Source organism: Heyndrickxia sp. FSL W8-0423 (assembly GCF_038009395.1).
Classification (GTDB): domain Bacteria; phylum Bacillota; class Bacilli; order Bacillales; family Bacillaceae_C; genus Heyndrickxia; species Heyndrickxia sporothermodurans.
The window spans coordinates 2,615,789-2,641,767 of record NZ_JBBPBE010000001.1 but is presented as its reverse complement, the minus strand read 5'-3'; the positions used below and the strand labels follow the sequence as shown (position 1 = coordinate 2,641,767).

The 25,979-nt window shown below is 35.8% G+C and carries 24 protein-coding genes; all 24 read right to left on the bottom strand.

What is annotated here, in order from left to right; translation table 11 throughout:
• Nucleotides 1-49: 49 nt before the first annotated feature.
• Nucleotides 50-646 carry a dipicolinate synthase subunit B gene (gene dpaB, locus MKY81_RS13410; protein ID WP_066233188.1) on the bottom strand — a complete coding sequence of 199 codons (597 nt, stop codon included), beginning with the start codon at nucleotides 644-646 and terminating at the stop codon, nucleotides 50-52.
• Complete coding sequence (dpaA, locus tag MKY81_RS13405; protein ID WP_108070615.1) at nucleotides 643-1,545, bottom strand: dipicolinic acid synthetase subunit A; 903 nt, start codon at nucleotides 1,543-1,545, stop codon at nucleotides 643-645. Before dpaA ends, dpaB begins: the two co-directional genes overlap by 4 nt.
• A gap of 130 nt (nucleotides 1,546-1,675) precedes the next feature.
• On the bottom strand, nucleotides 1,676-1,915 hold the full coding sequence (locus MKY81_RS13400; protein ID WP_202776730.1) for a YlmC/YmxH family sporulation protein: 240 nt from the start codon (nucleotides 1,913-1,915) through the stop codon (nucleotides 1,676-1,678).
• 274 nt (nucleotides 1,916-2,189) lie between these two features.
• Nucleotides 2,190-3,467 (bottom strand): M16 family metallopeptidase, encoded by a 1,278-nt coding sequence (locus tag MKY81_RS13395; RefSeq protein ID WP_181294259.1) that lies wholly within the window; start codon nucleotides 3,465-3,467, stop codon nucleotides 2,190-2,192.
• A 13-nt stretch (nucleotides 3,468-3,480) separates the two neighbouring features.
• Nucleotides 3,481-4,464: a polysaccharide deacetylase family protein gene (locus tag MKY81_RS13390; protein ID WP_066233181.1), complete on the bottom strand. Its 984-nt coding sequence runs from the start codon at nucleotides 4,462-4,464 to the stop codon at nucleotides 3,481-3,483.
• A gap of 125 nt (nucleotides 4,465-4,589) precedes the next feature.
• The gene (gene pnp, locus MKY81_RS13385; RefSeq protein WP_066233179.1) at nucleotides 4,590-6,707 is read right to left on the bottom strand and encodes a polyribonucleotide nucleotidyltransferase; all 2,118 of its coding nucleotides are present in this window, start codon (nucleotides 6,705-6,707) and stop codon (nucleotides 4,590-4,592) included.
• A 218-nt stretch (nucleotides 6,708-6,925) separates the two neighbouring features.
• Nucleotides 6,926-7,195 (bottom strand): 30S ribosomal protein S15, encoded by a 270-nt coding sequence (gene rpsO / locus MKY81_RS13380; RefSeq protein WP_066233176.1) that lies wholly within the window; start codon nucleotides 7,193-7,195, stop codon nucleotides 6,926-6,928.
• Nucleotides 7,196-7,316: 121 nt separating this feature from the next.
• A complete protein-coding gene (gene ribF, locus MKY81_RS13375; RefSeq protein WP_066233173.1) occupies nucleotides 7,317-8,279 on the bottom strand; it encodes a bifunctional riboflavin kinase/FAD synthetase in 963 nt (320 codons plus the stop codon).
• 27 nt (nucleotides 8,280-8,306) lie between these two features.
• Nucleotides 8,307-9,215, bottom strand: a complete 909-nt coding sequence (gene truB / locus MKY81_RS13370) for a tRNA pseudouridine(55) synthase TruB (RefSeq protein ID WP_066233170.1) — start codon at nucleotides 9,213-9,215, stop codon at nucleotides 8,307-8,309.
• A 65-nt stretch (nucleotides 9,216-9,280) separates the two neighbouring features.
• Nucleotides 9,281-9,625 (bottom strand): 30S ribosome-binding factor RbfA, encoded by a 345-nt coding sequence (gene rbfA / locus MKY81_RS13365; protein WP_066233168.1) that lies wholly within the window; start codon nucleotides 9,623-9,625, stop codon nucleotides 9,281-9,283.
• Nucleotides 9,626-9,640: 15 nt separating this feature from the next.
• The gene (locus tag MKY81_RS13360; protein ID WP_066233164.1) at nucleotides 9,641-9,919 is read right to left on the bottom strand and encodes a DUF503 domain-containing protein; all 279 of its coding nucleotides are present in this window, start codon (nucleotides 9,917-9,919) and stop codon (nucleotides 9,641-9,643) included.
• Nucleotides 9,916-12,108, bottom strand: a complete 2,193-nt coding sequence (gene infB / locus MKY81_RS13355) for a translation initiation factor IF-2 (RefSeq protein ID WP_066233162.1) — start codon at nucleotides 12,106-12,108, stop codon at nucleotides 9,916-9,918. The genes MKY81_RS13360 and infB overlap by 4 nt, the downstream gene beginning before the upstream one ends.
• A 15-nt stretch (nucleotides 12,109-12,123) precedes the next feature.
• Nucleotides 12,124-12,432: a YlxQ family RNA-binding protein gene (locus tag MKY81_RS13350; protein ID WP_066233159.1), complete on the bottom strand. Its 309-nt coding sequence runs from the start codon at nucleotides 12,430-12,432 to the stop codon at nucleotides 12,124-12,126.
• A gap of 4 nt (nucleotides 12,433-12,436) precedes the next feature.
• Nucleotides 12,437-12,712, bottom strand: a complete 276-nt coding sequence (gene rnpM, locus MKY81_RS13345) for an RNase P modulator RnpM (protein ID WP_066233155.1) — start codon at nucleotides 12,710-12,712, stop codon at nucleotides 12,437-12,439.
• Nucleotides 12,713-12,725: 13 nt separating this feature from the next.
• Nucleotides 12,726-13,850, bottom strand: a complete 1,125-nt coding sequence (nusA, locus tag MKY81_RS13340; protein WP_066233152.1) for a transcription termination factor NusA — start codon at nucleotides 13,848-13,850, stop codon at nucleotides 12,726-12,728.
• 176 nt (nucleotides 13,851-14,026) lie between these two features.
• Complete coding sequence (gene rimP / locus MKY81_RS13335; protein WP_066233149.1) at nucleotides 14,027-14,494, bottom strand: ribosome maturation factor RimP; 468 nt, start codon at nucleotides 14,492-14,494, stop codon at nucleotides 14,027-14,029.
• Nucleotides 14,495-14,845: 351 nt separating this feature from the next.
• Entirely contained in the window at nucleotides 14,846-19,165 is a 4,320-nt protein-coding gene (locus MKY81_RS13330) for a PolC-type DNA polymerase III (protein ID WP_107958341.1), read from the bottom strand.
• Nucleotides 19,166-19,337: 172 nt separating this feature from the next.
• The gene (gene rseP, locus MKY81_RS13325; protein ID WP_066233145.1) at nucleotides 19,338-20,600 is read right to left on the bottom strand and encodes an RIP metalloprotease RseP; all 1,263 of its coding nucleotides are present in this window, start codon (nucleotides 20,598-20,600) and stop codon (nucleotides 19,338-19,340) included.
• A gap of 16 nt (nucleotides 20,601-20,616) precedes the next feature.
• Nucleotides 20,617-21,762: a 1-deoxy-D-xylulose-5-phosphate reductoisomerase gene (locus MKY81_RS13320; RefSeq protein WP_066233142.1), complete on the bottom strand. Its 1,146-nt coding sequence runs from the start codon at nucleotides 21,760-21,762 to the stop codon at nucleotides 20,617-20,619.
• Nucleotides 21,763-21,801: 39 nt separating this feature from the next.
• Nucleotides 21,802-22,599, bottom strand: a complete 798-nt coding sequence (locus tag MKY81_RS13315; protein WP_066233139.1) for a phosphatidate cytidylyltransferase — start codon at nucleotides 22,597-22,599, stop codon at nucleotides 21,802-21,804.
• Nucleotides 22,596-23,393 (bottom strand): isoprenyl transferase, encoded by a 798-nt coding sequence (locus tag MKY81_RS13310; RefSeq protein WP_107921302.1) that lies wholly within the window; start codon nucleotides 23,391-23,393, stop codon nucleotides 22,596-22,598. The genes MKY81_RS13315 and MKY81_RS13310 overlap by 4 nt, the downstream gene beginning before the upstream one ends.
• A 208-nt stretch (nucleotides 23,394-23,601) precedes the next feature.
• Nucleotides 23,602-24,159 (bottom strand): ribosome recycling factor, encoded by a 558-nt coding sequence (frr, locus tag MKY81_RS13305; protein ID WP_066233134.1) that lies wholly within the window; start codon nucleotides 24,157-24,159, stop codon nucleotides 23,602-23,604.
• Nucleotides 24,159-24,884: a UMP kinase gene (pyrH, locus tag MKY81_RS13300; protein ID WP_066233131.1), complete on the bottom strand. Its 726-nt coding sequence runs from the start codon at nucleotides 24,882-24,884 to the stop codon at nucleotides 24,159-24,161. Before pyrH ends, frr begins: the two co-directional genes overlap by 1 nt.
• Before the next feature lie 87 nt (nucleotides 24,885-24,971).
• On the bottom strand, nucleotides 24,972-25,853 hold the full coding sequence (tsf, locus tag MKY81_RS13295) for a translation elongation factor Ts (protein ID WP_066233128.1): 882 nt from the start codon (nucleotides 25,851-25,853) through the stop codon (nucleotides 24,972-24,974).
• Nucleotides 25,854-25,979 lie beyond the last annotated feature (126 nt).

Genomic DNA, 25,979 nt, shown 5'->3' with positions numbered 1-25,979 from the left:
TATATTCATAAGAACCAGGTACGCCTTTAGTTGTACCTGGTTCGTAAGTTTATTCATCCCGAAATCTTTCGACGATAACAGGCTGGAGTTGTCGTCCTTCCAGTGCAGCTTTAACTGTATCTTGTAAGGAGGACATTCTTGCTACCATTGAATTGGGTTTCTTTATCGGGTCATCTTGCCCATATGGAATAAAGTAAATATGTTTCGTTGCCATTAATCTCATAAGATTTACCCCATTCAAGCCCAGTGCATCATTTGTTGATATTCCTAAAACTACTGGTTTTTGATTTCTAATCGTTGCCTTTGCGGCCATTAGAACGGGAGAATCTGTTAATGCGTTCGCTAATTTGCTCATTGAATTTCCTGTTAATGGTGAAATGACCATACAGTCTAAAGGATATTTGGGTCCAAGTGGCTCTGCCTCAACGATTGAATCAATTACCTTTCTTCCTGTGACTGATTCAATTTTTTCAATCCAGTCTTCACCTTTTCCGAATCTCGTTTCTGTATTTTTAACAGTAAACGTTACGATCGGTACAACCTCTGCCCCTACTTCAACTAATTTCTCTATTTCTGGAAAAACTGCATCATATGTGCAATGGGATCCTGTTAATCCAAAACCAATTCGTTTCCCCTCTAAGCTCATTGTTCATTCCCCTTTCTTTTTATTACATCTTCATCAATTAGCTGAGTTAATACGTTACCAAGTATTTGCCCTGCGGTTTTTGGTGCAACGATGCCTGGCAAACTTGGTGCTAATAATGCTTTAATTCCACGTTTTTCTGCGTAGCGAAAATCTGTCCCACCCGGTTTAGATGCCAAATCAATAATCAACGTATGTGTTGGCATTTTTTGAATAACTGCGGCATTCACAATTAATTGCGGAACAGTATTAATACATATATCAATATCCTTCACTTCCAAATCTAACTCTTTTAAATGAAATGGTTTAAGAGCCATTTCTTCAATACGTGCAATATGTTCAGTTTTTCTTGCACCTACCTTTACTTTCGCTCCTAAATGATGAAATGCTCTTGCAACACTCATGCCAACTCTTCCTAGACCAAGAATGGCTACAGTTGATCCATGTATCGTAAATTCGGTATGTTGAATTGCCATCATAATTGTTCCTTCAACAGTAGGGATTGAATTATATATAGCAACATCATTTCGTTCAAAAAGTTTGACTAATTTTCGATTGGCTTTTTGTGTAATACTATCTAAATATGGATTGCTGATTCCTGAATAAATCGTGCAATAAGAGGGTGTTTTTAAGATAATTTCTTCCGTTAATCTCACTTCTTCATTTGAAAAAATGGTATCTACCTGTCCTTCAAGGTTTGTTCCAGTTACAGGTAAAATTATCGCATCAATTTCATGAAAATTTACTTCGCTTAATTTTTCTTTGTATACGCCTGAATACACATGATCTAATTGTTCAAAACCAATTAATGATAGTCTTGCATCTAATTCTGCTAATTTGCGAATTACTTCAAGTTGACGCGCATCACCGCCAATTACAGCTATTTGCAATCCTGTCAACATCATATCGTCACCTTCTTTATGATGATTACGCTTATCACTTACACATCTTATGTATTTACCTAGAAATCTGTGATTTGTTGATAAAATTAAAAAAGATTGGCTAATCGCCAATCCTTAAATGAACAATATGTTAGTAATTATTTTCAGGTACTTCCAAAATAATCATATCTGAACCAATCGTTCGAATTTGTTGCCATGGAACCCTTATTTCATTTGTTTGCTTTCTCATCCATTTTCCGGTTGGTATGATTAAAGATTGGATTTGTCCCGACTTTTCATTGAATTCTAAATCAGTGTGTCCTAGTACGCCTAATCTTTCCGCTTTTTTGAAATCGACGATTTCTTTTCCACTTAATTCACTTAATCGCATACTCATGACCCTCCTTATAACAACTGCTATTATCAATGTATCGCTTGTCAGTCTTTTTTAGAACGAGCAATTAAGAAAAGCGAAAAGCGCCTTGCCCATCGACGTAAAAGACTTACGGGACTTTGACTGAGATAAAGGAAACGCGGGTGATGCAAGGCGAATCGATGTTGACTTATCGTAGGGAAAAGTCCTGAAGTTTTCTAGTCGATAGGCGCTGGAGCTGGACAGCAAAAACAAAAAGTCCCCGTCATCAAATGACGAGGACTTTCACTTATTATTGTATACCTTTTGGCAATTTTCCGTCCGGGCTTACTAAAGAAACAGAGAAATGAGGGGTAAAAACTTTTTTCGATAGATTGTTTACATGATCAATTGAGACTTCATCGATCATTTCAACTATTTCATCGAGTGTGCGGTGTTTTCCTAATAGTAATTCGTTTTTCCCGTTTCTACTCATTCTGCTGTTTGTGCTTTCGAGACTAAGCATTAAATTTCCTTTTAACTGTTCTTTACAATTTTGAACCTCTTTAGATGTTACTCCGGTATCCTTTAAATGGTCTAATGTCGATTGAATCGTTTCATACAAGTGATCTAATTGTTTCGCACCGGTACCGGCATAGATCGTGACTATTCCGGAATCTTTAAATGAGGAGTGATAGGAAAATACAGAGTATGCTAATCCTCGTTGTTCTCTTACTTCTTGAAATAGTCTTGAAGACATGCTTCCGCCTAATATATTATTTAATACAATTAAATCGTAAATTTCCTTATGACCTATTGGCAAACCTTCAAAACCTAAGCAAAGATGTGCCTGTTCTGTATCTTTTTTTCTTACTATATTATTCAAATGAAAAGTTGGAACATTCTCTTCACTCGTGTGGTTTCCACCATTGTATGATCCAAATAGCGATTCCACTTGCTTAATAAAAGAATCTTTAACATTTCCAGCGATAGAGATAACCACTCGATCAGGTGTATACATATCATGCATATATTCATTTAAAGTCTGACCAGAAAATGTTTCTAACGTATCCTCTGTACCAAGAATCGGATATCCTAAAGGGTGATTTTCATAGACTGCTTTGCTAAGAAGATCATGAACAATATCATCAGGAGTATCTTCATACATTTTTATTTCTTCATACACAACATTTTTTTCTTTTTTAAGTTCTTCCTCAACAAAAGTGGAATTGAAAAACATATCTGAAAGTGTGTCAAGAGCAAATTGTGCATGGTTATCTAAAACCTTAGCATAATAGCACGTGTACTCTTTTGAAGTAAATGCATTTACTTGTCCACCTATTGAATCGAATGCTTCCGCAATTTCCTTAGCTGTTTTTGTTTTCGTGCCTTTAAAGAACATATGCTCCAAGAAGTGGGAGATACCGTTATTTTTACGATCCTCATTTCTTGAGCCTGTTCCTATCCAAATGCCTATTGCAACTGACCGAACAGTTGGGATCTCTTCGTGCACAATTCTTAGTCCGTTTTGACATGTATATTTCTTAATCAATTTGAATCCTCCTAAACTTGGTGGGTGTATGTTCACCATTAGGCTTTTTTCATTAATCTTTTTTTAGTTTTCCATCATTCATTTTAATAATCCGTTCTTCATCCAATAATTTTGATACAGTTCCAATTCTCAGTTGCTTCTTTTTTATTTCAGTTATCAAACGTTGCAATGATTTTTCTGTTGAATCCGTTGGGTGCATAAGAATAAGTGCACCGGGATGAATTTTGGACATTACACGGGTGACGATTGTATCAGGAGAAGGTTTTTGCCAATCAACTGTATCTACACTCCACATGATTGTTTGTAAATTCATTGAATGAGCAATTTTCACTACTTCATCACGATAACTTCCGCTAGGCGGAGCAAATAATCTAACTTGTTTACCAGTGGTTGCTTTAATAACCTGATTTGTGCTGATTAATTGTTCACGAATCCGATCTGCAGAAAGAACCTTCATATCCGGATGTGTGTACGAGTGATTTCCCACTTCATGACCCGAATCAACAATCATTTTCGCTAATTCCGGATTTTCTTTCACCCATCTTCCTTCTAGAAAAAAAGTGGCATGAATATTATTATCTTTTAATGTTTTTAACATAGGTTGCAGAAATTCATTTCCCCACGCAACATTAATGAGAAAACTCACCATTGGTTTATCAGGATTTCCTCGATATATTGGAGAGGGAGGTAAATCCTTTATATGTACTTTAGGTGAAATTTGTTTATAGACTAATTTATTTTCATCGAATTTACCATCTTTTTTCATATTATCGTAGGAAGCTTTAATATCCACTTCAACACCATTATAACCGGGAGTTGCTTTCCATACTCTATCATTCACAGCATCTTGTGGTTTAATCGAATAGTTTTTAGCTACCCGAACAATATAATCATATAAATCATTTTGTTTAGTTGGAATGTTTTCTGCATCTGTTAATTGGGTAAGATAGCTTTTTGATAATGGATTATTAATGATCGACAAAGTAAGAATAGCAATCAGAGCAAAACCTATCAAGTGTTTTAATTTATTCTTCACCTTAATATCCCCCTTCTTTTTAAAAATATGAAAAAGAAGGACAAGGTAGAACACAATACTTATTAGTATTTTATTTACTCTAAAGATTAATGAACCATAAAAAAAGCCAGGGTTTCCTGACTTTACTAGTTATTTTCATTTTTTTCCTTTTGCTCTTTTAAAACCGATTTTCTTGAAAGATTTACTCGCCCTTGGTTATCAATTTCGAGAACTTTGACTAGGACTTCATCGCCAATTTTTAATACATCCTCTACTTTACGGACTCTTTCTTCAGCAATTTCTGATATATGAACAAGTCCATCTTTACCACTAAAAATTTCGACAAAAGCGCCGAATTTTTCAATCCGTTTTACTTTTCCTAAGTAAATTTGTCCTACTTCAACTTCTCGGACAATATCTTCTATAATTTTCTTCGCTTTTTTATTCATTTCTTCATCCGTTGAAGAAATGAACACTGTACCATCTTGCTCAATATCAATTTTAACGCCAGTTTCTTCAATGATTTTGTTTATTTGTTTTCCACTTGGTCCGATAACGTCTCTTATCTTATCAGGATTAATCGTCATTGTTAAAATTTTTGGTGCAAATGCAGACAACGATTCACGTGGATTAGAAATTGTCGACATCATATGATTTAATATTTGCATCCGGCCTTGTTTAGCTTGTTGTAATGCTTCTTCTAAAATTTGTCTGGAAAGACCTTCAATTTTAATATCCATTTGCAGTGCTGTTACACCTTTAGAAGTACCGGCAACTTTAAAATCCATATCGCCTAAATGATCTTCCATGCCTTGGATATCCGTTAAAATTGTATAATGTTCACCAGATTTAACTAAGCCCATTGCAATTCCCGCAACCGGTGCTTTAATTGGTACCCCTGCATCCATCATTGCTAGTGTACTGGCACAAATACTTGCTTGAGAAGTGGAACCGTTGGATTCTAAAACTTCCGAAACTAGTCGAATCGTATAAGGAAATTGTTGTTCATTCGGAATAACCGGTTCAAGCGCCCGTTCGCCAAGTGCACCATGTCCAATTTCACGGCGACCAGGTCCTCTCATAGGTCCTGTTTCACCTACGCTAAATTGCGGAAAATTATAATGATGCATGAAGCGTTTTGACTCTTCGATTCCGAGCCCATCCAGTATTTGAACATCACCTAATGCGCCAAGAGTACAAATGCTTAATGCTTGCGTTTGTCCACGTGTGAATAAACCAGATCCATGTGTTCTTGATAATAAGCCAACCTCTGAAGATAAAGGACGAATTTCATCGATTTTTCTTCCATCTGGACGAACTTTTTCCTCGGTAATTAAACGGCGTACTTCACCTTTTACTAATTTATTTAAAATTTGTTTTACTTGCTTAATTGTATCTTCTGCTAATTCTTCACGTTCTTCAAATTTAGCAATTACTTGATCTTTTACCTCTTGAATAGCTTCTTCTCTCGCATGCTTTTCTTGTACTTGAATGGCTTTAATTAAATCTTCTTCACACATCGTACGAACTTCTGATTCTAATTCTTCGTCAATTTCGTATAATGTGACTTCCATTTTTTCTTTTCCAATTTTTGAAACAATCTCTTCTTGGAATTGAATTAATCTTTTGATTTCTTCATGACCAAACATAATTGCTTCTAACATTATTTCTTCAGGAACTTCATTCGCTCCTGCTTCAACCATATTGATTGCATCTTTAGTTCCGGCTACAGTTAAGTGCATATCGCTTTTTTCCATTTGTGATACTGTAGGATTAATGATAAATTTATTATCAATTCGACCGACTATTACTCCAGCAATTGGTCCTTCAAATGGAATATCTGAGACGGATAATGAAAGTGATGATCCGAACATTGCGGCCATTTCAGAAGGGCAGTCTTGATCCACACTCATAACAATGCTTACTACTTGAACTTCATTTCTGAATCCATCAGCAAATAACGGACGAATTGGGCGGTCAATTAAGCGGCTTGCTAAAATTGCCTTTTCGCTTGGTCTCCCTTCCCTTTTAATAAATCCTCCAGGTATCTTTCCTACTGCATAAAGACGCTCTTCATAATTTACAGTTAACGGAAAAAAATCAACTGATTTAGGTTCTTTCGAAGCCGTTGCAGTACTTAAAACGGCTGTATCTCCATAGCGTACTAAAACTGCTCCGTTTGCTTGTTTAGCTAATTGACCAATTTCTACCGTAAGTTCACGGCCGGCCCAATCTAAAGTAAATACTTGTTTCTCATGTTCCATATAAAAACTCCTTTCTACTTTTAAATCACCGTTTAGGGACTTTAAAAGCATGATTAATTTCTTAGTCATTTGAACAAAACATTATTGAATCTTTTTATGTCATCGCTTAATATGTATTGTAATCAAAATAACTTAAAAGTTTATCGTAACTTTTTGGGAGTTATCATGATAATAAAAAAGCGGGATAAATCCCGCTTCTTTTGTTAATTCGATATAAATTAACGACGTAAGCCTAATTTGTTAATTAGCTCACGGTAACGTTGAACATCTTTATTACGTAAGTAAGTTAGTAAGTTACGACGTTTACCAACCATTTTCAAAAGACCGCGACGTGAATGGTGATCTTTTTTGTGTACACGTAAATGTTCATTCAAATTATTAATATCCTCTGTTAGGATTGCAATTTGAACTTCTGGTGATCCAGTATCAGTTTCATGAACTTTGAATTGATTGATGATTTCGTTTTTGCGTTCTTGAGCAATTGCCATCCTTTTCACCTCCTAAAAATAAATAATCCCCAATTACTGAGCAAGCGTCGGTGACTCGACTTGCCAAGCAACGGTTCATTACACTGTAATATAATACTACTTTTTGTCTAAAAAAACAAGTCTAATTTCTATTTTTTTCAAAGTAATTAATGGTATTTTGTTTATCTTTTGCAATCTGAAGTTTTAATTGATCGATTCCAGCAAATTTCTGTTCATCTCTAATTCTTAAATGCCATTCGATTGAAACTTCTTCACCGTAAATGGATTGATCAAAGTCAATAATATGTACTTCAATTGATAGGGAATATTCATCGATACTTTTGAAAGTGGGCTTAAATCCTACATTACAGACCCCGTGATACCAATTTCCATCAATTTTAATTTTAACAGCATAAACGCCTGTTTTCGGGATAATATATTCATTGGATAGTTTGATGTTGGCAGTTGGAAAACCGATCTGTCTGCCGCGCTTTTCTCCATGAATTACGATCCCATTTGTCGTGTAAAATCTTCCTAAAATGCGACGAACTTCCGTCATATCTCCTTCTGCTAATAATTCCCTAGTTAAACTGGAACTCACTTTCTCATCTCCCGATTGTCGGTTAATCGCAAGTTTTTCTACTGTCGTATAGGTGAATTTTCCTTCTGAATGAATTGGCAAAGTTTCCATTGTTCCTTTACCAAATTTCCCGTATGAAAAATCAAAACCGGCGACTACATGATGGACATTTAATCCGATAATATATTGTTTTACATATTCTTCAGGAGAAAGATTAGCAAAATTAGATGTAAACTGAACAATAAATAAATAATCAATTCCCATTCTTTCAATGAGTTTCTTCTTATCTTCAATAGGAGTGATTAGCTCAACTTGTTTATTATTTTGACTTAACACAACAGAAGGATGCGGATCAAATGTCATTACCGCACTTTTCCATTGATTTTGTTCAGCAATTTCCTTCGCCAAATTAATGACTTTTTGATGTCCTAAGTGAATGCCATCAAAATACCCAAGTGCCATAACTAGGGGAGGAAAATCCTGCTTGTTGAATGAATGTGGATGATGTATTGTGATTACTTTCAATTTTCTCACCTATTTCTTTCTATTAGATCAATTATTAAGAACTTTAACAGGCTTTATTAAATGCGGCTTTTCAGGATGAATTTTGTAGATCGCTTTCACTTGATTTTGATGAATAAAAACAACTTCCTCTTCTCCAAATGTCCACCATTCTTCTTTTTCCAAAACCGCACCATTATTCACTTTCTCTGCTAATGTATCATTTATCACGTATTTCGGCAAATGAGAAACTCCTCTGTCTAAAGGAAAGATTACATCTTTTAATGTATTTTCACTTAGGCGGGTTTCAATATCTGAAAAGGTTAAACAATTTTCTTTTGTAAACGAACCTGACGATGTTCTTGTAAGATCAGACATATGCGCCGGGAATCCTAATTTTTCTCCTATTGACACTGCTAATGTTCTTATATATGTTCCCTTGCTGCATTTTACCCGAAACCGAAAAGAAATCGTATTTCCCGAAAAAACTTTTCGATCATCTAGTAATTCTATTTCATATATAGTTACGACTCTTGTTGGACGTTCAACCTCTATCCCTTTTCTTGCGTATTCATACAATCTTTTCCCGTTCACTTTAACTGCAGAATACATCGGTGGGGTTTGCGAAATTTCACCACGAAATGATTGAAGCACGTCTAAAATTTGATTCCGATTGATCGTTTTACAAATTGGAACTTCGTCAACTTTTTCACCACTGGCATCCTCGGTTGTCGTTGAATATCCAAGCGTAACTTCGCCTTCGTATTCTTTTCCAGCATTCGTTATGTATTCAGCAACTTTTGTTGCCTTTCCTAAACAAATAGGGAGAACACCCGTTACATCAGGATCTAGAGTTCCTGTATGTCCAACCTTTTTCATTTTCAACATTTTTCTTATTTTAAATACACAATCATGTGACGTCATTCCTTTTGGTTTCCATAAAGGAAGGATTCCATCCATATGAATACTCCTTTTTAAATAAAGTCTTGAAAAAAGGATAGACAAAATTGTCTATCCTTTTTTGTCTATTTATCTGTGTTTATTTCTTTAATAATGGTTTCAATTCGATTTCCATACTCAATCGATTCATCAAATGCAAATGAAAGTTCCGGAGTTTTTCTTAAGCGAATTCGATGTCCAACTTCAGAACGAATGAATCCTTTTGCTTTTTCAAGAGCAAGGAGTGTTCCTTCTTTTTGTTTATCCCCTCCGAGAACAGTAATATATACTGTAGCTTGTTGGAGATCACCTGTTACCTGAACATCTGTTACGGTAACAAAGCCAATACGTGGATCCTTTATTTTTCGGCCGATAATGTCGCTAAGTTCTTTTTTCATTTGCTCTCCGACACGATTTGCACGTAGGCTCATACATAACACCTCACATTACAACCATTCATAAATGGTTTCTAGTCTTTCCCACTCAGGAAAGGAATCTAAAAATTTTATTGCATTTTCAATTTCTCTTTCAGCAGCTGACTGGATCGATGCAACAGTGACAATGGCAATTTTGGTTCGTTGCCACAAATCTTGATGTCCAATTTCAGAAACTGAAACATTAAATTTCTGTTTTAGTCTGGTGATGACTCTTTGAAGGACTGCTCTTTTTTCCTTCAAAGAACCTGCTTCATAAATGCGGAACTCACATTCCACATATCCAATCATGAACGCTCGACTTCTTCCATCACAAACGCTTCAATGATGTCTCCTTCTTTTAAATCATTGTAGTTTTTAATAGTAATCCCGCATTCATAACCTTGACTTACTTCTTTTGCATCATCCTTAAAACGTTTTAATGTATCAATTTCTCCTTCAAAAACGACTACATTATTTCGGATAATTCGGATACCGCTGTCACGAGTAATTTTTCCATCAGTAACATAACTTCCGGCAATCGTACCAACCTTCGATACTTTGAATGTTTGACGAACTTCTGCTTGACCGATAATTTTTTCATAGAATTCCGGATCAAGCATACCTTTCATTGCAGACTCAATTTCTTCAATTACTTTATAAATAATCCGATGTAATCGTATATCAACATTTTCTGCTTCTGCAGCACGCTTTGCATTAACATCAGGGCGTACATTAAAACCGATAACAATTGCGTTTGAAGCTGCAGCAAGGGAGATATCTGATTCATTAATACCACCAACAGCAGTATGAATGATTCTAACATTTACTCCTTCTACATCAATTTTTTGTAATGATGCTGCGAGCGCCTCAACAGATCCTTGTACATCTGCTTTAATAATAATATTAATGTCTTTCATTTCGCCTTGTTTCATTTGTTCGAATAATGTATCTAGACTTACGCGGGCAGTTTCATTTCGTTGTGCTAATACGGCTTGCTGTGCGCGTAATTCTCCAACTTGACGTGCTGTTTTTTCATCATCAAATACGACGAAGCGATCTCCCGCTTGTGGTACATCATTTAATCCTGTAATTTCTACTGGAGTTGATGGGCCAGCTTCTTTCACGCGACGACCTAAATCGTTTACCATTGCACGAACTCGGCCAAAAGTATGTCCGACAACGATTGGGTCACCGACACGTAATGTACCATTTTGAACTAACAACGTAGCAACTGAGCCGCGTCCTTTGTCTAATTGTGCTTCAATTACTGTACCAATTGCATTTCGGTTCGGGTTCGCTTTATATTCTTCCACTTCACTTACTAATAGAATCATTTCAAGCAAATTATCAATACCTTCTCCATTTTTCGCAGAAATTGGTACAAAAATTGTATCGCCGCCCCAATCTTCAGGAACAAGCCCATGCTCAGTTAATTCTTGCATGACACGATCAGGATTTGCAGAAGGTTTATCCATTTTGTTAACTGCAACAATGATAGGAACATTCGCAGCTTTAGCATGATTTATTGCTTCAATCGTTTGTGGCATTACACCATCATCGGCAGCCACAACTAAAATTGTAATATCTGTAATTTGTGCCCCACGAGCTCTCATCGTTGTAAAAGCAGCATGCCCTGGTGTATCTAGGAATGTAATTTTTTTGCCATTTACTTCTACTTGATAAGCACCAATATGTTGTGTAATACCACCGGCTTCGCCAGCAGTTACTTTCGTATTACGAATAGAATCCAATGTTGTTGTTTTTCCGTGGTCAACATGTCCCATTATCGTAACGACTGATGGACGTTCTTTAAGATTCTCTTCTGTATCTTCAGTAAAATACACTTCAAGATCGGTTGTATCAATTTGTATTTCTTCTTCAACTTCTACGCCATAATCTGTGGCGATAAGTTCAATAGAATCCTTGTCAAGTTCATTATTAATCGTTGCAACAACACCAAGCATGAAAAGCTTTTTAATTAATTCTGATGGTTCTCTGTGTAATTTTTTCGCAAGTTCGGCAACTGTTAATGAACCGCTAAATGTGATTTTACTTGGAAGTTCTTTTTTCTTCGGCGGTACTTGTTGTTGTTGTTGTGGCCGTTGTTTATTTTTATTTTTATTATTGTTTTTATGCTTTTTATTATTATTAGAACCTTTATTGTCCCTAGGTGCGTTATTTTTATTGTTTGGCTTAGATTCATTCGTTTTATGTTTTTGTTGTGTAGTATCTTTCACGAGGCTCTCTTCAACTTCCATTTCTTTTTGACTATTTTTTTTATTTGTTTGTTGCTTGTTCTGTGATTGATTGTTCATAGAATTAGATTTCACCTGTTTATCATGATGATTAAACATCTTATCTAATTTACTAATAGTATCCCCATCTATCGTAGACATATGATTATTGACTTCAATGTTTAATTCTTTAAGTTTCGAAATAATGTCTTTACTAGAAACATTTTGTTTTTTTGCGTACTCATAAATTCGAATTTTACTCATATGTTCACCCCCACCTTATGATTCACCGAGCAAGATTTCTAATTTCTTCGCAAAGCCCAGATCCGTTATTGCTACGACAACTCTTGATTCTTTTCCAATTGCAGTCCCGAGGATTTCTCTATTACTGATCCAATAAATTGGTATGCGGTAAAAACGACATTTATCCTGCACTTTTTTCGTTGTATTTTCTGATGCATCCATGGAAAGTAACACGAGTTTCGCACGACCATTTTTTACTTCTTTAATTACTAATTCTTCTCCAGAAATAACTTTACGTGCGCGATTCGCTAAGCCAAGTAATGATAATGCCTTTGATTCGGTCATATATCTATAGATTCTCCCTTTCAATGAACCTTAAAAGTTCATCATAAATGGATTCATCAATAGAAGTTTCTAAATGATTTGCTAATATGTTTTTTTTCTTAGCTTGTAGAATTGCATCTTTATCCTTGGACAGATAGGCACCTCGCCCGGATTTTTTTCCTTTTGGGTCAATAGATACTTCTCCATCCTTTGATCGAACGATCCTAATCATTTCTTTTTTAGGTTTCATTTCACCCGTAGCAACACATTTCCTTAATGGAATTTTCTTTTGAGTAGCCATTTTCATGTCACCCCTATTCGAAATCATCTTCAAGCATTTCGAAATGATCTTCTTGATCATCACTTGTAATTAAAGCAGAATCCTCACGAGGATAAATTCCTAACTCACGTGCTTCTGATTCACTTTTTATGTCAATTTTCCATCCGGTAAGTTTTGCAGCTAGTCTAGCGTTTTGTCCACGTTTCCCGATAGCAAGAGATAATTGATAATCAGGTACAATCACCGTAGTCGATTTTTCTTCTTCATCAACGATAACATCTAAAACTTTTGAAGGACTTAATGCGTTAGCCACAAAGGTTACAGGGTTATCTGACCATTCAACGATATCAATTTTTTCACCTTTTAGTTCATTTACAATTGCTTGAACTCTTGTACCTTTAGGACCAACACATGCACCAACTGGGTCAACTTCTGGGCGATCAGTATAAACTGAAATTTTAGAACGATCTCCAGCTTCTCGTGCTACAGAGCGAATTTCAACTGTACCATCGTATATTTCAGGTACTTCTATTTCAAATAATCGTTTTAATAAACCAGGATGTGTACGGGAAACAAAAATTTGTGGTCCTTTTGTTGTTTTTTCCACCTTGGTTATATAAACTTTTATCCGATCATGTGGACGATAGGATTCATTTGGCATTTGTTCACTTTGTGCGAGTAATGCCTCAATTTTCCCTAGATTGACATAGATGAAGCGAGGATCTTGTCTTTGGACAATTCCCGTCATAATGTCATCTTCACGATCGATAAATTCTGAATAGATGATTCCTCTTTCTGCTTCACGAACACGTTGTGTGACGACTTGCTTTGCAGTTTGAGCGGCGATACGTCCAAAATCTTTTGGTGTTACTTCAATTTCAACAACATCTCCCACTTCATAAGCAGGATTAATTTTCACAGCATCCTCTAGTGATATTTCAAGTCGGGAATCAAAAACCTCATCGACAACATCTTTTCTAGCAAAAACTCTCATTGTTCCATTTTCTAAATTCAAGTCTGTCCGCACATTTTGCGCTTGATTAAAATTTCTTCGATATGCAGATACTAATGCTGCTTCAATTGCATCTATGATTACATCACGAGAAATCCCTTTCTCTTTTTCTAAAATAATAAGAGCATCTAATAATTCTGTGCTCATGGAAATGTCATCCCCCTCAAAAATAATAGAAACTTCACGAGTTATAGTTATCTGTTCTACCTTGTAAGTACTGGTTAGAACAGCGGGCAGTCAATGACTACTCCATTTTGTAATTTTTGCTCCAATTAATGTGGCGTCAATAAATTATCAACACTGAGCTTTAAAAAAGCCTAAAATTAAAATAAAATAGCTAAACGAGCTTTTGCCACTTTTTCGTACGGAATTTCTACTTCTTTTGTCCTTGTTTTAATTTTCATTTCAAGTTTTAATGTTTGACCATCAAAATCGAGTAGTTTTCCTTCGAATTGTTTTTCGCCATCGATTTGCTCGTAAGTACTGATATTGACGTTTTTCCCAACTGCTTGTTTGAAATCCTTTTCTTTTTTTAAAGGACGTTCTGCACCCGGAGAAGATACTTCAAGAAAATAGTTATTAGGGATTGGGTCGAGTTCATCCAATTTTTCCCCTAAACGCTCACTTACAATCCCGCATTCTTCGATATCAATCCCATTTTCTTTATCTATAAATACGCGAAGAAACCAATTTTTTCCTTCTTTAACATATTCAATATCGACGAGATCAAGTTTCATATCTTGAATGATAGGAGTAACGAGTTCTTCGACAATGTCCGTTACTTTGCTCATAAAAACCTCCTGATTAACAATGGTAATAGCTTAAGAATTAATAAAAATTAATCATCATAGAAGCAAAATGGACTTAACCAAAAAGACGAAAGAGTGGGTATGCCCCACTCTTTCCAAGAGTTATCAGTAGTATTTCCAATAAAAATATACCATAACCAAAATTTATATGCAAATAATTCGAAAAGCGGAAGCGACTATTTAGCCCCGACAAGCATAAGGCAGCTTACGTAGTGGCTTGCCCTTTAGCCACGCAGTAAGATGACTTATGACCTCGAGGGGCTAGAAGCCGCAGCTGGACAATTCGAAAAGCGGAGGCGACTGCTTAGCCCCGACAAGTACCATTATTTTTATTTAAAACAATGATAATTGATTCTGCTCCGGAAGAGATTCTAGACAGCCATGATTGTTAAGGTACTCTATAATTGTTTTAGAAACTCTTCCACGTTGTTGGAGGTCTTCTTTTGATAAGAATTCTCCCTCTTCACGCGCTTTTACAATATTTAATGCCGCGTTTGTTCCTAAACCTGGTATTGCATTAAAAGGAGGTATTAATGAGTTACCATCAATTACAAACTCAGATGCTTTCGAGCGATATAGATCGACCCGTTGAAATTGGAAGCCACGTTCACACATTTCTAAGCAAAGCTCTAATACCGTCAATAAACTTTTTTCCTTTGTAGATGCATCTAATCCTTTAGCATTTATTTCTTCAATCTTGGCTCGAATGGAACTTGAACCGCGAACCATTGCTTCTAGATCAAAATCTTCCGCCCTAACTGTAAAATATGCTGCATAATAAAGCAGTGGTAAATGTACTTTAAAATAGGCAATACGCACGGCCATCAAAACATATGCTGCGGCATGGGCTTTAGGAAACATGTATTTTATCTTTTTACATGAATCGATATACCATTCCGGAACATTTTGTTTTCGCATTTCCTCTTCCATTTCCGGCTGTAATCCTTTCCCCTTACGAACAGACTCCATAATTTTAAAAGCTAATGATGGTTCTAGGTTTTGATAGATCAAATACACCATAATATCATCACGACATCCAATTACTTCTGGTAAAGTACAAGTTCCGTTATGAATCAATTCTTGTGCATTTCCTAGCCATACATCTGTCCCATGAGAAAGGCCGGAAATTTGGACTAGTTCGGAAAATGTTGTTGGTTTTGTATCTTCAAGCATTTGCCTAACAAATCTTGTTCCAAACTCTGGTATCCCTAACGTTCCAGTTTTACACATAATCTGATCTTCAGTAACCCCTAAAGATTCAGTCCCGCTAAAGATTTGCATAACGACTGGATCATCAGTTGGGATTGTTTTCGGATCAATCCCGCTTAAATCCTGAAGCATCCGGATCATTGTTGGATCATCGTGACCTAGTATATCTAATTTTAAAACATTGTCATGAATCGAATGGAAATCAAAATGAGTCGTTTTCCACTCAGATTCCCGATCATCTGCCGGGTATTGAATCGGTGTAAAATCATATACATCCATATAATCAGGGATAACGATAATTCCCCCCGGATGCTGTCCCGTTGTCCGTTTAACACCTGTACAACCTTGTACTAAACGATCAATTTCCGCTCCACGTAAATTAAGGTTATTATCTTGAGCGTACCCTCTAACATATCCATAAGCAGTTTTATCCGCAACCGTACCAATTGTACCTGCTCGATAAACATATTCTTCACCAAACAGAACCTTTGTGTAGTTATGAGCTCGTGGTTGATATTCTCCGGAAAAGTTAAGATCAATATCGGGAACTTTATCCCCCTTAAAGCCTAAGAAGGTTTCAAATGGGATATCATGTCCATCTTTTTTATATTTTGATCCACAATTTGGACAGTCCTTATCGGGTAAGTCAAAACCTGAACCAACGGATCCGTCATTGAAAAACTCCGAATGCTTACAATTTGCACATACATAATGTGGTGGCAAAGGATTGACTTCGGTAATTTCAGTCATTGTTGCTACAAAAGATGAACCAACTGAACCACGTGAACCAACTAGGTAACCATCATCTAAAGATTTTTTTACTAGTTTATGTGAAATAAGATAAATAACTGCAAACCCGTGACCAATAATACTTTTCAGTTCTTTTTCGAGTCTTGCTTCAACAATTTCCGGGAGATCTTCACCATAAATACTCCGTGCCATTTCATAACTCATATTTCTTATTTCGTCTTCGGCCCCTTCAATTTTTGGTGTATATAGATCATCCTTGATTGGCTTAATCGTATCAATCATATCTGCAATTTTATTCGTATTCGTAATTACAATTTCCTTTGCCTTTTCTTTCCCTAAAAATGAAAAAGCTTGTAACATTTCATCAGTCGTTCGAAAATGAACATCCGGTAATTTATGACGATTTAAAGGATTAGCACCCGCTTGAGAGGCTATTAAAATTTTTCGATAGATCTTATCCTCTGGATTAAGATAATGTACATTGCCTGTTGCTACTACTGGAAGGTCTAGTTTTTCACCCAATTTAACGATATTCGAAATAATTTCTTCTAATGATTTCTCGTCTCGAACTAATTCTAATTCTATTAAATGTGCATATACCTCTTTCGGATGCACTTCTAGATAATCATAGAATTTCGCTGTTTCCTCTACCTCATCAGGGGCTTTTTGCATCATCCCTTCAAAAACCTCTCCCTTATCACAGGCAGAACCGACAAGGATGCCTTCACGGAACTTTTGTAATTGTGACCGGGGTATTCTTGGAACACGGTAAAAATAATCAATATGAGCGAGTGAAATGAGCTTAAATAAATTTTTAAGTCCTTTTTCCGTCTGAGCTAATAATGTGCAATGTGATGGACGTGCCCGTTTATACGCTCCACCTTTACCCATATAATCATTAAATTGATCATGATATTCAATTCCTTGTTTACTTGCATCTTTTAATAATTTTAATAGAATATATCCGGTTGCTTCAGCATCATATATTGCACGATGGTGTTGGGTTAATTCAATATCGAATTTTTTCGCAAGTGTATTTAAACGATGATTTTTAAATTCCGGATAAAGTAGTCTTGCTACCTCTAACGTATCAATAACAGGGTTTGTTGCTTTTGGTAAACCGATCTTCTGGTAACCAACATTTAGAAACCCCATATCAAATGAGGCATTATGTGCTACTAAAATATCATCTTTGGCCCACTCTGAAAATTTTCGTAAAACAATATCTACATCAGGAGCACTTTCAACCATTTCATCGGTTATTCCGGTTAGCTCGATCGTTGTATTAGATAGTCGATGATGAGGGTTAGCGAACGATTCAAAACGGTCGATAATTTCTCCATTGTGAATTTTCACGGCAGCGAGTTCAATGATTGTATCATAAACAGCTGACAAACCTGTCGTTTCCACATCAAAGACGACAAATGTATCTTCACTTAATAATCGATGTGCATCATTATACGTAATCGGAACTCCGTCATCAACCAGATTTGCTTCTACTCCATATAGAATCTTTATGTCGTTCTTTTTCCCGGCACTAAATGCCTCCGGGAACGATTGAGCGATTCCATGATCGGTAACCGCAATAGCTTTATGACCCCATTTTTTCGCCTGGCTGACTAAATCACTTATCGGTGTTACAGCATCCATTTGGCTCATCGGTGTATGAAGATGAAGCTCGACTCGTTTTTCGCCTTCAGGTGAGTGATCTTGTCTAAGTTTCGGTTTAATTTCATTTAAATCATTTGCAATCATGACAAGATCCCGAACGAAAGTATCATTTTGGATGCTTCCTCTTGCCCGAATCCACATTCCTTTTTTCACTTGGCTAAGAATTGCAGCATCTTCTTTATCACGCGAAAACATTTTCACCAAAATTGAGCTTGTATAGTCCGTAATTTTAAATGTTAATAATGTTCTTCCACTGCGGAGTTCTTTTGTTTCAGCAAAAAAGACATATCCTTCTACTGTAATTCGTCTCTCTTCATCAATAATTTCCTCCATGCGACGGAACGTATCATCCTCTTTAATTGTTAACCCAATCATGATTGGACCTTCATTTACAGGTGAATCACTAGTCTCTGATTCTTTCTTCTGCATTTCTATTACGGCTAATTTCGCCCGTTCCTCGTCTTCTTTTTGTTTTTCTTCAATAAATTTTTTATATTCTTCATTTGCTTCATTTTGTCCGATTTCAGCATCTAATACATAAAGTGGAAAACCAAAGTTTTGGTAAATATTTGATATCCATTCTCCGTATTTTTGTTTTAGTGTTCTTGCTTCCGTGTCATTTCTCGTTTGTACAATTAATTTATTCCCTTTTAATGTTGGTACTTGCTCATTTAATAAGGATAAGAGCATGGGGGATATCCCATCTAGTTCTTTTATACAATGTCTCCAATAATCAACGACAGCTTCTTCGGGAAAGCTCGACTCCATAACACGAATCGTAAAGTCAACCTTTGCCACATGGTTAAATGCGTGTTGCAGTTGCAGGGTAAAACGGTTAAAAATTTCATAGGGTAATATCTGCTGAAACAAAAAGTAAAAATGCCAACGTTTTGATTTTCTTTCTACTACGAGTTTTTCTATTTCCGCGTTTTGAAAGAATTGGACGATTCGATCTTCTGTCATATTAAGTTGTTGCAATAAAACACGAAATCGCTCTTTTTTTTCGGCGGGATTGCTTGTCATATTTTCCTCTCCCATCCTTCTCTATATCTATATCTTAAATCAACGTTCAATTATAAATCATTCCATATACATAATAAAAAAACATCACGACAATTTCAATCCACAAACATTGACAGATGTTTTTCTAAAAAGAGAGAAGAAGCAATCGGTATGTTCCGACTGCTTCACTATTTTATAAAAAGAATCTTTGTATATCATTCCATGTAACGATTATCATCAACAGCATTAATAACATAAAACCTATAAAATGGACCATTCCTTCTTTTTGACGATCGATCGGTTTTCCTCTTAGCGCTTCTACTCCAAAAAATAGTAAACGACCGCCATCTAGTGCTGGAATAGGTAATAAGTTCATGATACCTAAGTTTATGCTTAATAATGCAGCCCATTTCATTAAAAAGATAATACCCGATTTAGCGACTACTTCTGTTGATTTATAAATACCGACAGGTCCTGAGAGCATATCGATTGAAAATTGGCCTGTTACAAGTTTTCCAAGCATTCTAAAGATTTCAATCGTCCACTGGTATGTTTGCTCGACACCGTATGTCGCAACTTTTAATGGTGACTTTTGAACCGGGTTATTTACCCCAATTCTTCCAATTTCCTGATTACCTTCTTTTTCCGCCTTAGGTGTTACGGCAATATCTTTCGTTTGATTATTTCTTTCAATAGTAAACATTAATTCTTCGCCCGGATGCTTTTGGATGACTTCAACTATGTCTTCCCAACTAGAAATTTCCGAGCCATCAATGCTTATAATCGTATCCCCTTCATGTAAACCTGCTTGCTTTGCAGCACCATCAGGAGTTAACTTCCCCAGTACCGGGTCATTGACAGGTACACCTTGAATAATGGCTAAAATAGTGAAAATAACAATCGCAAGAACAAAGTTCATCATTGGCCCAGCAAAAATAGTCATTGCACGATGACCTAATGATTTCGATCCAAATTGTCTATCCCATGGGGCAATTTGCGTTTCAACACGATCTTCGACGATCACAGCGTCTTTTGTAATAGAAAAGGTTTTTAAAGTTTCATCTTCATCTCCCTCTTCATATCCTTTAATAATTAACTTGTGATCCAAATCAGATTCTTCCACCTCGATGGTACGAATATCCGCAAAGCGACTTTTTCCATTCACGACGATTTTATTAACTTCTTCTTTCTCGTTAAAAAGAAGTCCGACCCTTTGACCGGCTTTTAAATCACTCATTTCTTGATCTTCACCAGCCATACGAACATATCCGCCAATCGGTAATAACCTTATTGTATAAAGAGTTTCATTTTTTCTAAAAGATAATACTTTCGGACCAAATCCAATAGCAAATTCACGAACCAAAATACCAGCTCGTTTCGCAAAATAAAAATGACCTGCTTCATGGAAAAATACTAATGCCCCGAAAATAATAATAAATGCGATTACAGTCGTCAAAATTCAAAACCACCTTTTATAAGAGTGAGTTTATATACGCTCTTGTTTCCTGATCTACCATTTTGATTGTATCAAGATCTGGATGATTAATCATATGATGCTTTTCAAGTGCTTTTGAAACGAATTCATCAATCGTTAAAAAAGAAATTTTTCTATTTAAAAACGCATCAACTGCCATTTCATTTGCTGCATTTAAAACGGTTGGCATTGTGCCTCCAACTCTCCCGGCTTCGTAGGCAAGTTTTAAACAAACGAAGCGATTTAAATCCATCTCTTCGAAATGTAATTTACCGATTTCAGCCAAATTCAATTTATGTCCCGATGTTAATGAGAGACGATCGGGATATGATAGTGCATACTGAATAGCGACTCTCATATCCGGTGTACCTAGCTGGGCTTTTACACTAGTATCCCGGAATTCAACCAGCGAATGAATGATACTTTCCCGATGCAATAATACATCTATTTTTTCATAAGGTACATTAAAAAGCCAATGTGCTTCGATGACTTCTAATCCTTTATTCATCATCGTGGCTGAGTCAATCGTAATTTTTGCGCCCATCGACCAATTCGGATGATTTAACGCTTGATCAACAGTAACATCTTTAAGTTCTTCGCGACTTTTATCTCGGAAACTACCGCCCGAAGCAGTAATGATGAGACGCTCAATATTTTTTTCTTTTTCGCCTTGTAAACATTGAAATATCGCTGAATGCTCACTATCAACTGGCAAAATGCTTACCTCATTTGCCTTAGCTGCTTCCATAACGATGTGGCCTGCTGTTACAAGTGTTTCTTTATTTGCTAGGGCAATTGTTTTCTTTGCTTTAATTGCCTGTAAAGTCGGGAATAAACCAACACTTCCCATAACAGCATTAACAACGACATCGGTCTTTTCATAGGCAGCAACTTCTACTAACCCATCGTCTCCATAGGAAAAACGGATATTGCTGCTAAATTCAGCTTTTAAACTTTCATAATCTGTTCGTTCTTTAACAGAAACAAGTTCAGGACTAAACTCCGCGATAATTTTTCTAGCAAGCTCAATATTTTTCCCAATAGAAAAAGCTACTAAGCGAAATTTATCTGAATGATTTCGAATTACATCCAATGTTTGCGTACCAATTGATCCGGTCGCTCCTAATAAACTTATATATTTCATCTTTTCAACTCCTAATTATAACACTAAAACCCTTCATTTTCATTGGACAAAATGGAGTAAATGAAGTAGTGGCCAAACGAATAATAAACTATCGAATCGATCTAAAATCCCACCATGACCAGGTAAGATGTTACCAGAATCTTTTACACCGTATTGTCGTTTATAGGCTGATTCCACTAAATCCCCTATTTGTCCAAAAATAGCAACGACTGCTGAAACAACAATCAGCTGAATGAGGGAGGCATCTAAATTAGAAAATAGTGCGAATAGGATACCAACGATGATCGCACAAACAACTCCCCCTATTGCACCTTCTACGGTTTTATTAGGGCTTATTTCTGGCCAAAGTTTTCTTTTACCTAAAGCACGTCCAATGAAATAAGCACCGGAATCAGTTGCCCAAATGGTAAATAAAGAATATAAAATATATGTAAGACCATTATTTGCGTCACGTGTTTCGACAAAATAATAGAAACCCATACCTATATAAACTACCGTAAGTAACAAAAAGGATACATGGTCAAAAGTTGTTTTATTTTTAGTGATAACAGTAATGACTAAAAATAGTAAAACGGCTATAAAAATATAATGCAGTTTCGTATAGCCAAAATGCTCAATTACATGAGTAAATTGTCTTGGAACTAGTATAATCCATAATAATAATAATGAAATGATACCTTGAATAGAAAAAATAGATAGTTTCCTCATCTTTAAAAGCTCATAAAGAGCTACCGTTCCCATTAAATAGGATAATATTACAAAAGGGATATTCCCATATATTACAATTGGTATGAATATTGCTGCTGCAATCACTGCTGTAATTATTCGTTGCTTCACTTCTCATTACCCTCACTTTTTAAGCCACCGTATCGTCTTGATCTTTGTTGATATTCTTCAATTGCCTGCAGTAAATCTTCTTCACAAAAGTCAGGCCATAAAACATCAGTAAAAACAAATTCAGTATATGCCATTTGCCAAAGCATAAAATTACTTAACCTGATTTCACCACTCGTACGAATAAGTAAATCGGGGTCTTGAAATTTTTTTGACATTAAATAATTTGAAAACAAATCTTCAGAAACATTTTTTTTGTCAATTGTGCCATTTTCCACATCACTAATAATATTTTGAACCGCATTTATTATTTCATCCCTGCCACCATAATTAAGGGCAAAGTTTAAAATAAGCCCCGTATTATCGAGTGTATCATCAATCGCTTTTTGCACAGCCTTCATTGTATGTTCGGGTAATTGTTCTTTATGACCCATCATTTGCACTTTTACATTTTCTTCCACCAACTCAGGTAAAAAAGTACCGAGGAATTCCTCTGGAAGCTTCATTAAATAGTCAACTTCGTTTTTAGGTCTAATCCAATTTTCCGTAGAAAAAGCATAAAGCGTCAATACTTCAATTCCAAGATTGTTTGCAAAGCGTGTGATCGGTTTAACCTTTTTCATCCCTTCATGATGTCCAGCGATTCGCGGCAATGCACGTTTACTTGCCCACCTTCCATTCCCATCCATTATGATTGCGATATGTTTTGGTAGACCATGTTTTTTTATGTTTTCAATTCTTTCTTCAATACTTTGAGTTCCTTTGGAAGTTTTTTTTAACTTCAACTTATTTAACATAACTTGCCCTCCACTGGAATACTGCACCAAATAATCTGTACCATATTATATAATATCAAAAAATCGCAGGAATATCTTTATTTACTATAAATTATGTATTGAATGTGATTTCTATTATAGATAATATAATTATATTTGAGAAGTTTTTCACGGTAATTATTTAGTTTTATGCAAAAAAAAACTCTCGAAATACGAGAGTTCGTTAATTTTACACTTCTAATATATCTTGTTCTTTAGTTTTAGTGATTTGATCGATTTTATTAATATGTTCATCGGTAATTTTTTGAACATCGTCTGAATATCCACGAAGATCATCTTCCGAAATCTCGCCGTTCTTTTCTAACTTTTTCAATTCATCATTCGCATCACGACGAATATTCCGAATTCCAACCTTTGCTACTTCAGCTTCTTTTTTAACTTGCTTCACTAATTCTTTACGACGTTCTTCAGTCAATGCTGGAATAGCAAGACGAATTAGTGTCCCATCATTATTTGGAGTTAGTCCCAAGTCTGATTTCAAGATGGCTTTTTCGATATCTGATACAATTGATTTATCATACGGTTGAATGACTAATAATCTAGCTTCAGGAACAGATACGGATGCAAGTTGGTTCACTGGTGTTGGTGCTCCGTAATAATCAACAACGATTCTGTCCAATAAAGAAGCACTAGCTCTTCCTGCTCTAATCGAACTTAGTTCACGAGTATATGCTGATATTGCCTTTGACATTTTGTCCTTCGCATTTGCTATGATTTGTTTTGGCATTAAGCTTTCCCCCTAACAATTGTACCAATATTTTCTCCCATTATAACACGTTTAATATTTCCTTTTTCCATTATTGAAAAAACAATTAGTGGAATGTCATTATCCATACATAAAGATGATGCGGTTGAATCCATTACGGCTAAACCGTTTTTAATTACATCAAGATAAGTTAATTCTTCATATTTAACAGCACTTTCATCCAGTTTTGGATCCGCAGAATATACTCCATCTACGTTATTTTTCGCCATTAAGATAACTTCAGCTTCAATTTCAGCGGCTCTTAATGCGGCAGTAGTATCTGTTGAAAAATAAGGATTTCCTGTGCCCGCAGCAAAAATGACGACACGTTTTTTTTCAAGATGTCTAATTGCACGCCGACGAATATATGGTTCTGCAACTTGACGCATATCAATTGACGTTTGAACTCTTGTTTCTATTCCATTTTGTTCTAAACTATCTTGAAGTGCTAAAGAGTTCATAACAGTCGCTAGCATACCCATATAATCGGCAGTTGCTCTGTCCATCCCCATTTCACTTCCGATTTTCCCGCGCCAGATGTTTCCACCGCCAACAACAACAGCGACTTCAACACCTAATTCAGCGAGCTCTTTTACTTGTTCTGCTACTGATTTAATTACAGTAGGATTAATTCCAAAACCTTGTTCACCTGCTAATGCTTCACCACTAAGTTTTAAAACGACACGTTTATATTTTGGGGTGCTCATTGTGAACCTCCAATATTTTAAGTATGTATTCTATATTATTATCTTTAAAAATAGGGAACACAACGTGTCCCCTATCCATTGATAATATTACTTCTTAACTTGGCTCATTACTTCTTCAGCAAAGTTATCTTGACGTTTTTCGATTCCTTCACCAACTTCATAACGAACTAAGTTCGTAATTGTCGCACCATGTGATTTAACAAATTGGCCGACTTTTTGATCAGGATTTTTAACGAAAGCTTGGTCAACAATACAAATTTCTTCAAAGTATTTGCTTAGACGTCCTTCTACCATTTTCGCCACAATATTTTCTGGTTTGCCTTCGTTTAATGCTTGTTGTGTTAAAACTTCACGTTCATGTTCAACTTCTTGGGCAGATACTTGATCACGTGAAATATATTTTGGATTTAAAGCTGCAGCATGCATTGCAACATCTTTCGCAACTGATTGATCAGTTGTTCCCTCTAACACAGCTAATACACCAATGCGGCCACCCATGTGTAGGTATTCACCAAATGCTGCATTTTCAGGTTTTGTTAATACTTCAAAACGACGTAAAGTGATTTTTTCACCAATTTTAGCAATAGCCGCATTAATTGTATCTTCAACAGTTGTACCATTATCCATTTGTTGTTCCAAAGCTTCTTCAACAGTAGCTGGTTTTTTGTTCAATAAATGTGCAGCTAATTCTTTAACAAGGTTTTGGAAACCTTCATTTTTAGCAACAAAGTCAGTTTCAGAGTTAACTTCTAAAATAACTCCGTCATTGCCTTGTACGAAAATATAAGTTGTACCTTCTGCAGCAATACGATCAGCTTTTTTAGCTGCTTTTGCAATTCCTTTTTCACGAAGGTAATCAATTGCTTTTTCCATATTTCCGTCTGTTTCTGTCAATGCCTTTTTGCAATCCATCATTCCGGCACCTGTTTTTTCGCGAAGTTCTTTAACCATTTGTGCAGTAACTGCCATGGGATGTTCCTCCTTATTATATGTAGATTCATTATTAATGCTAGAATAGAATTTACTCTTAAAAAAAGGTGATAAGGATGAAGCCTTCTTATCACCTTTTCACATACATTTTTAACAATACGAACA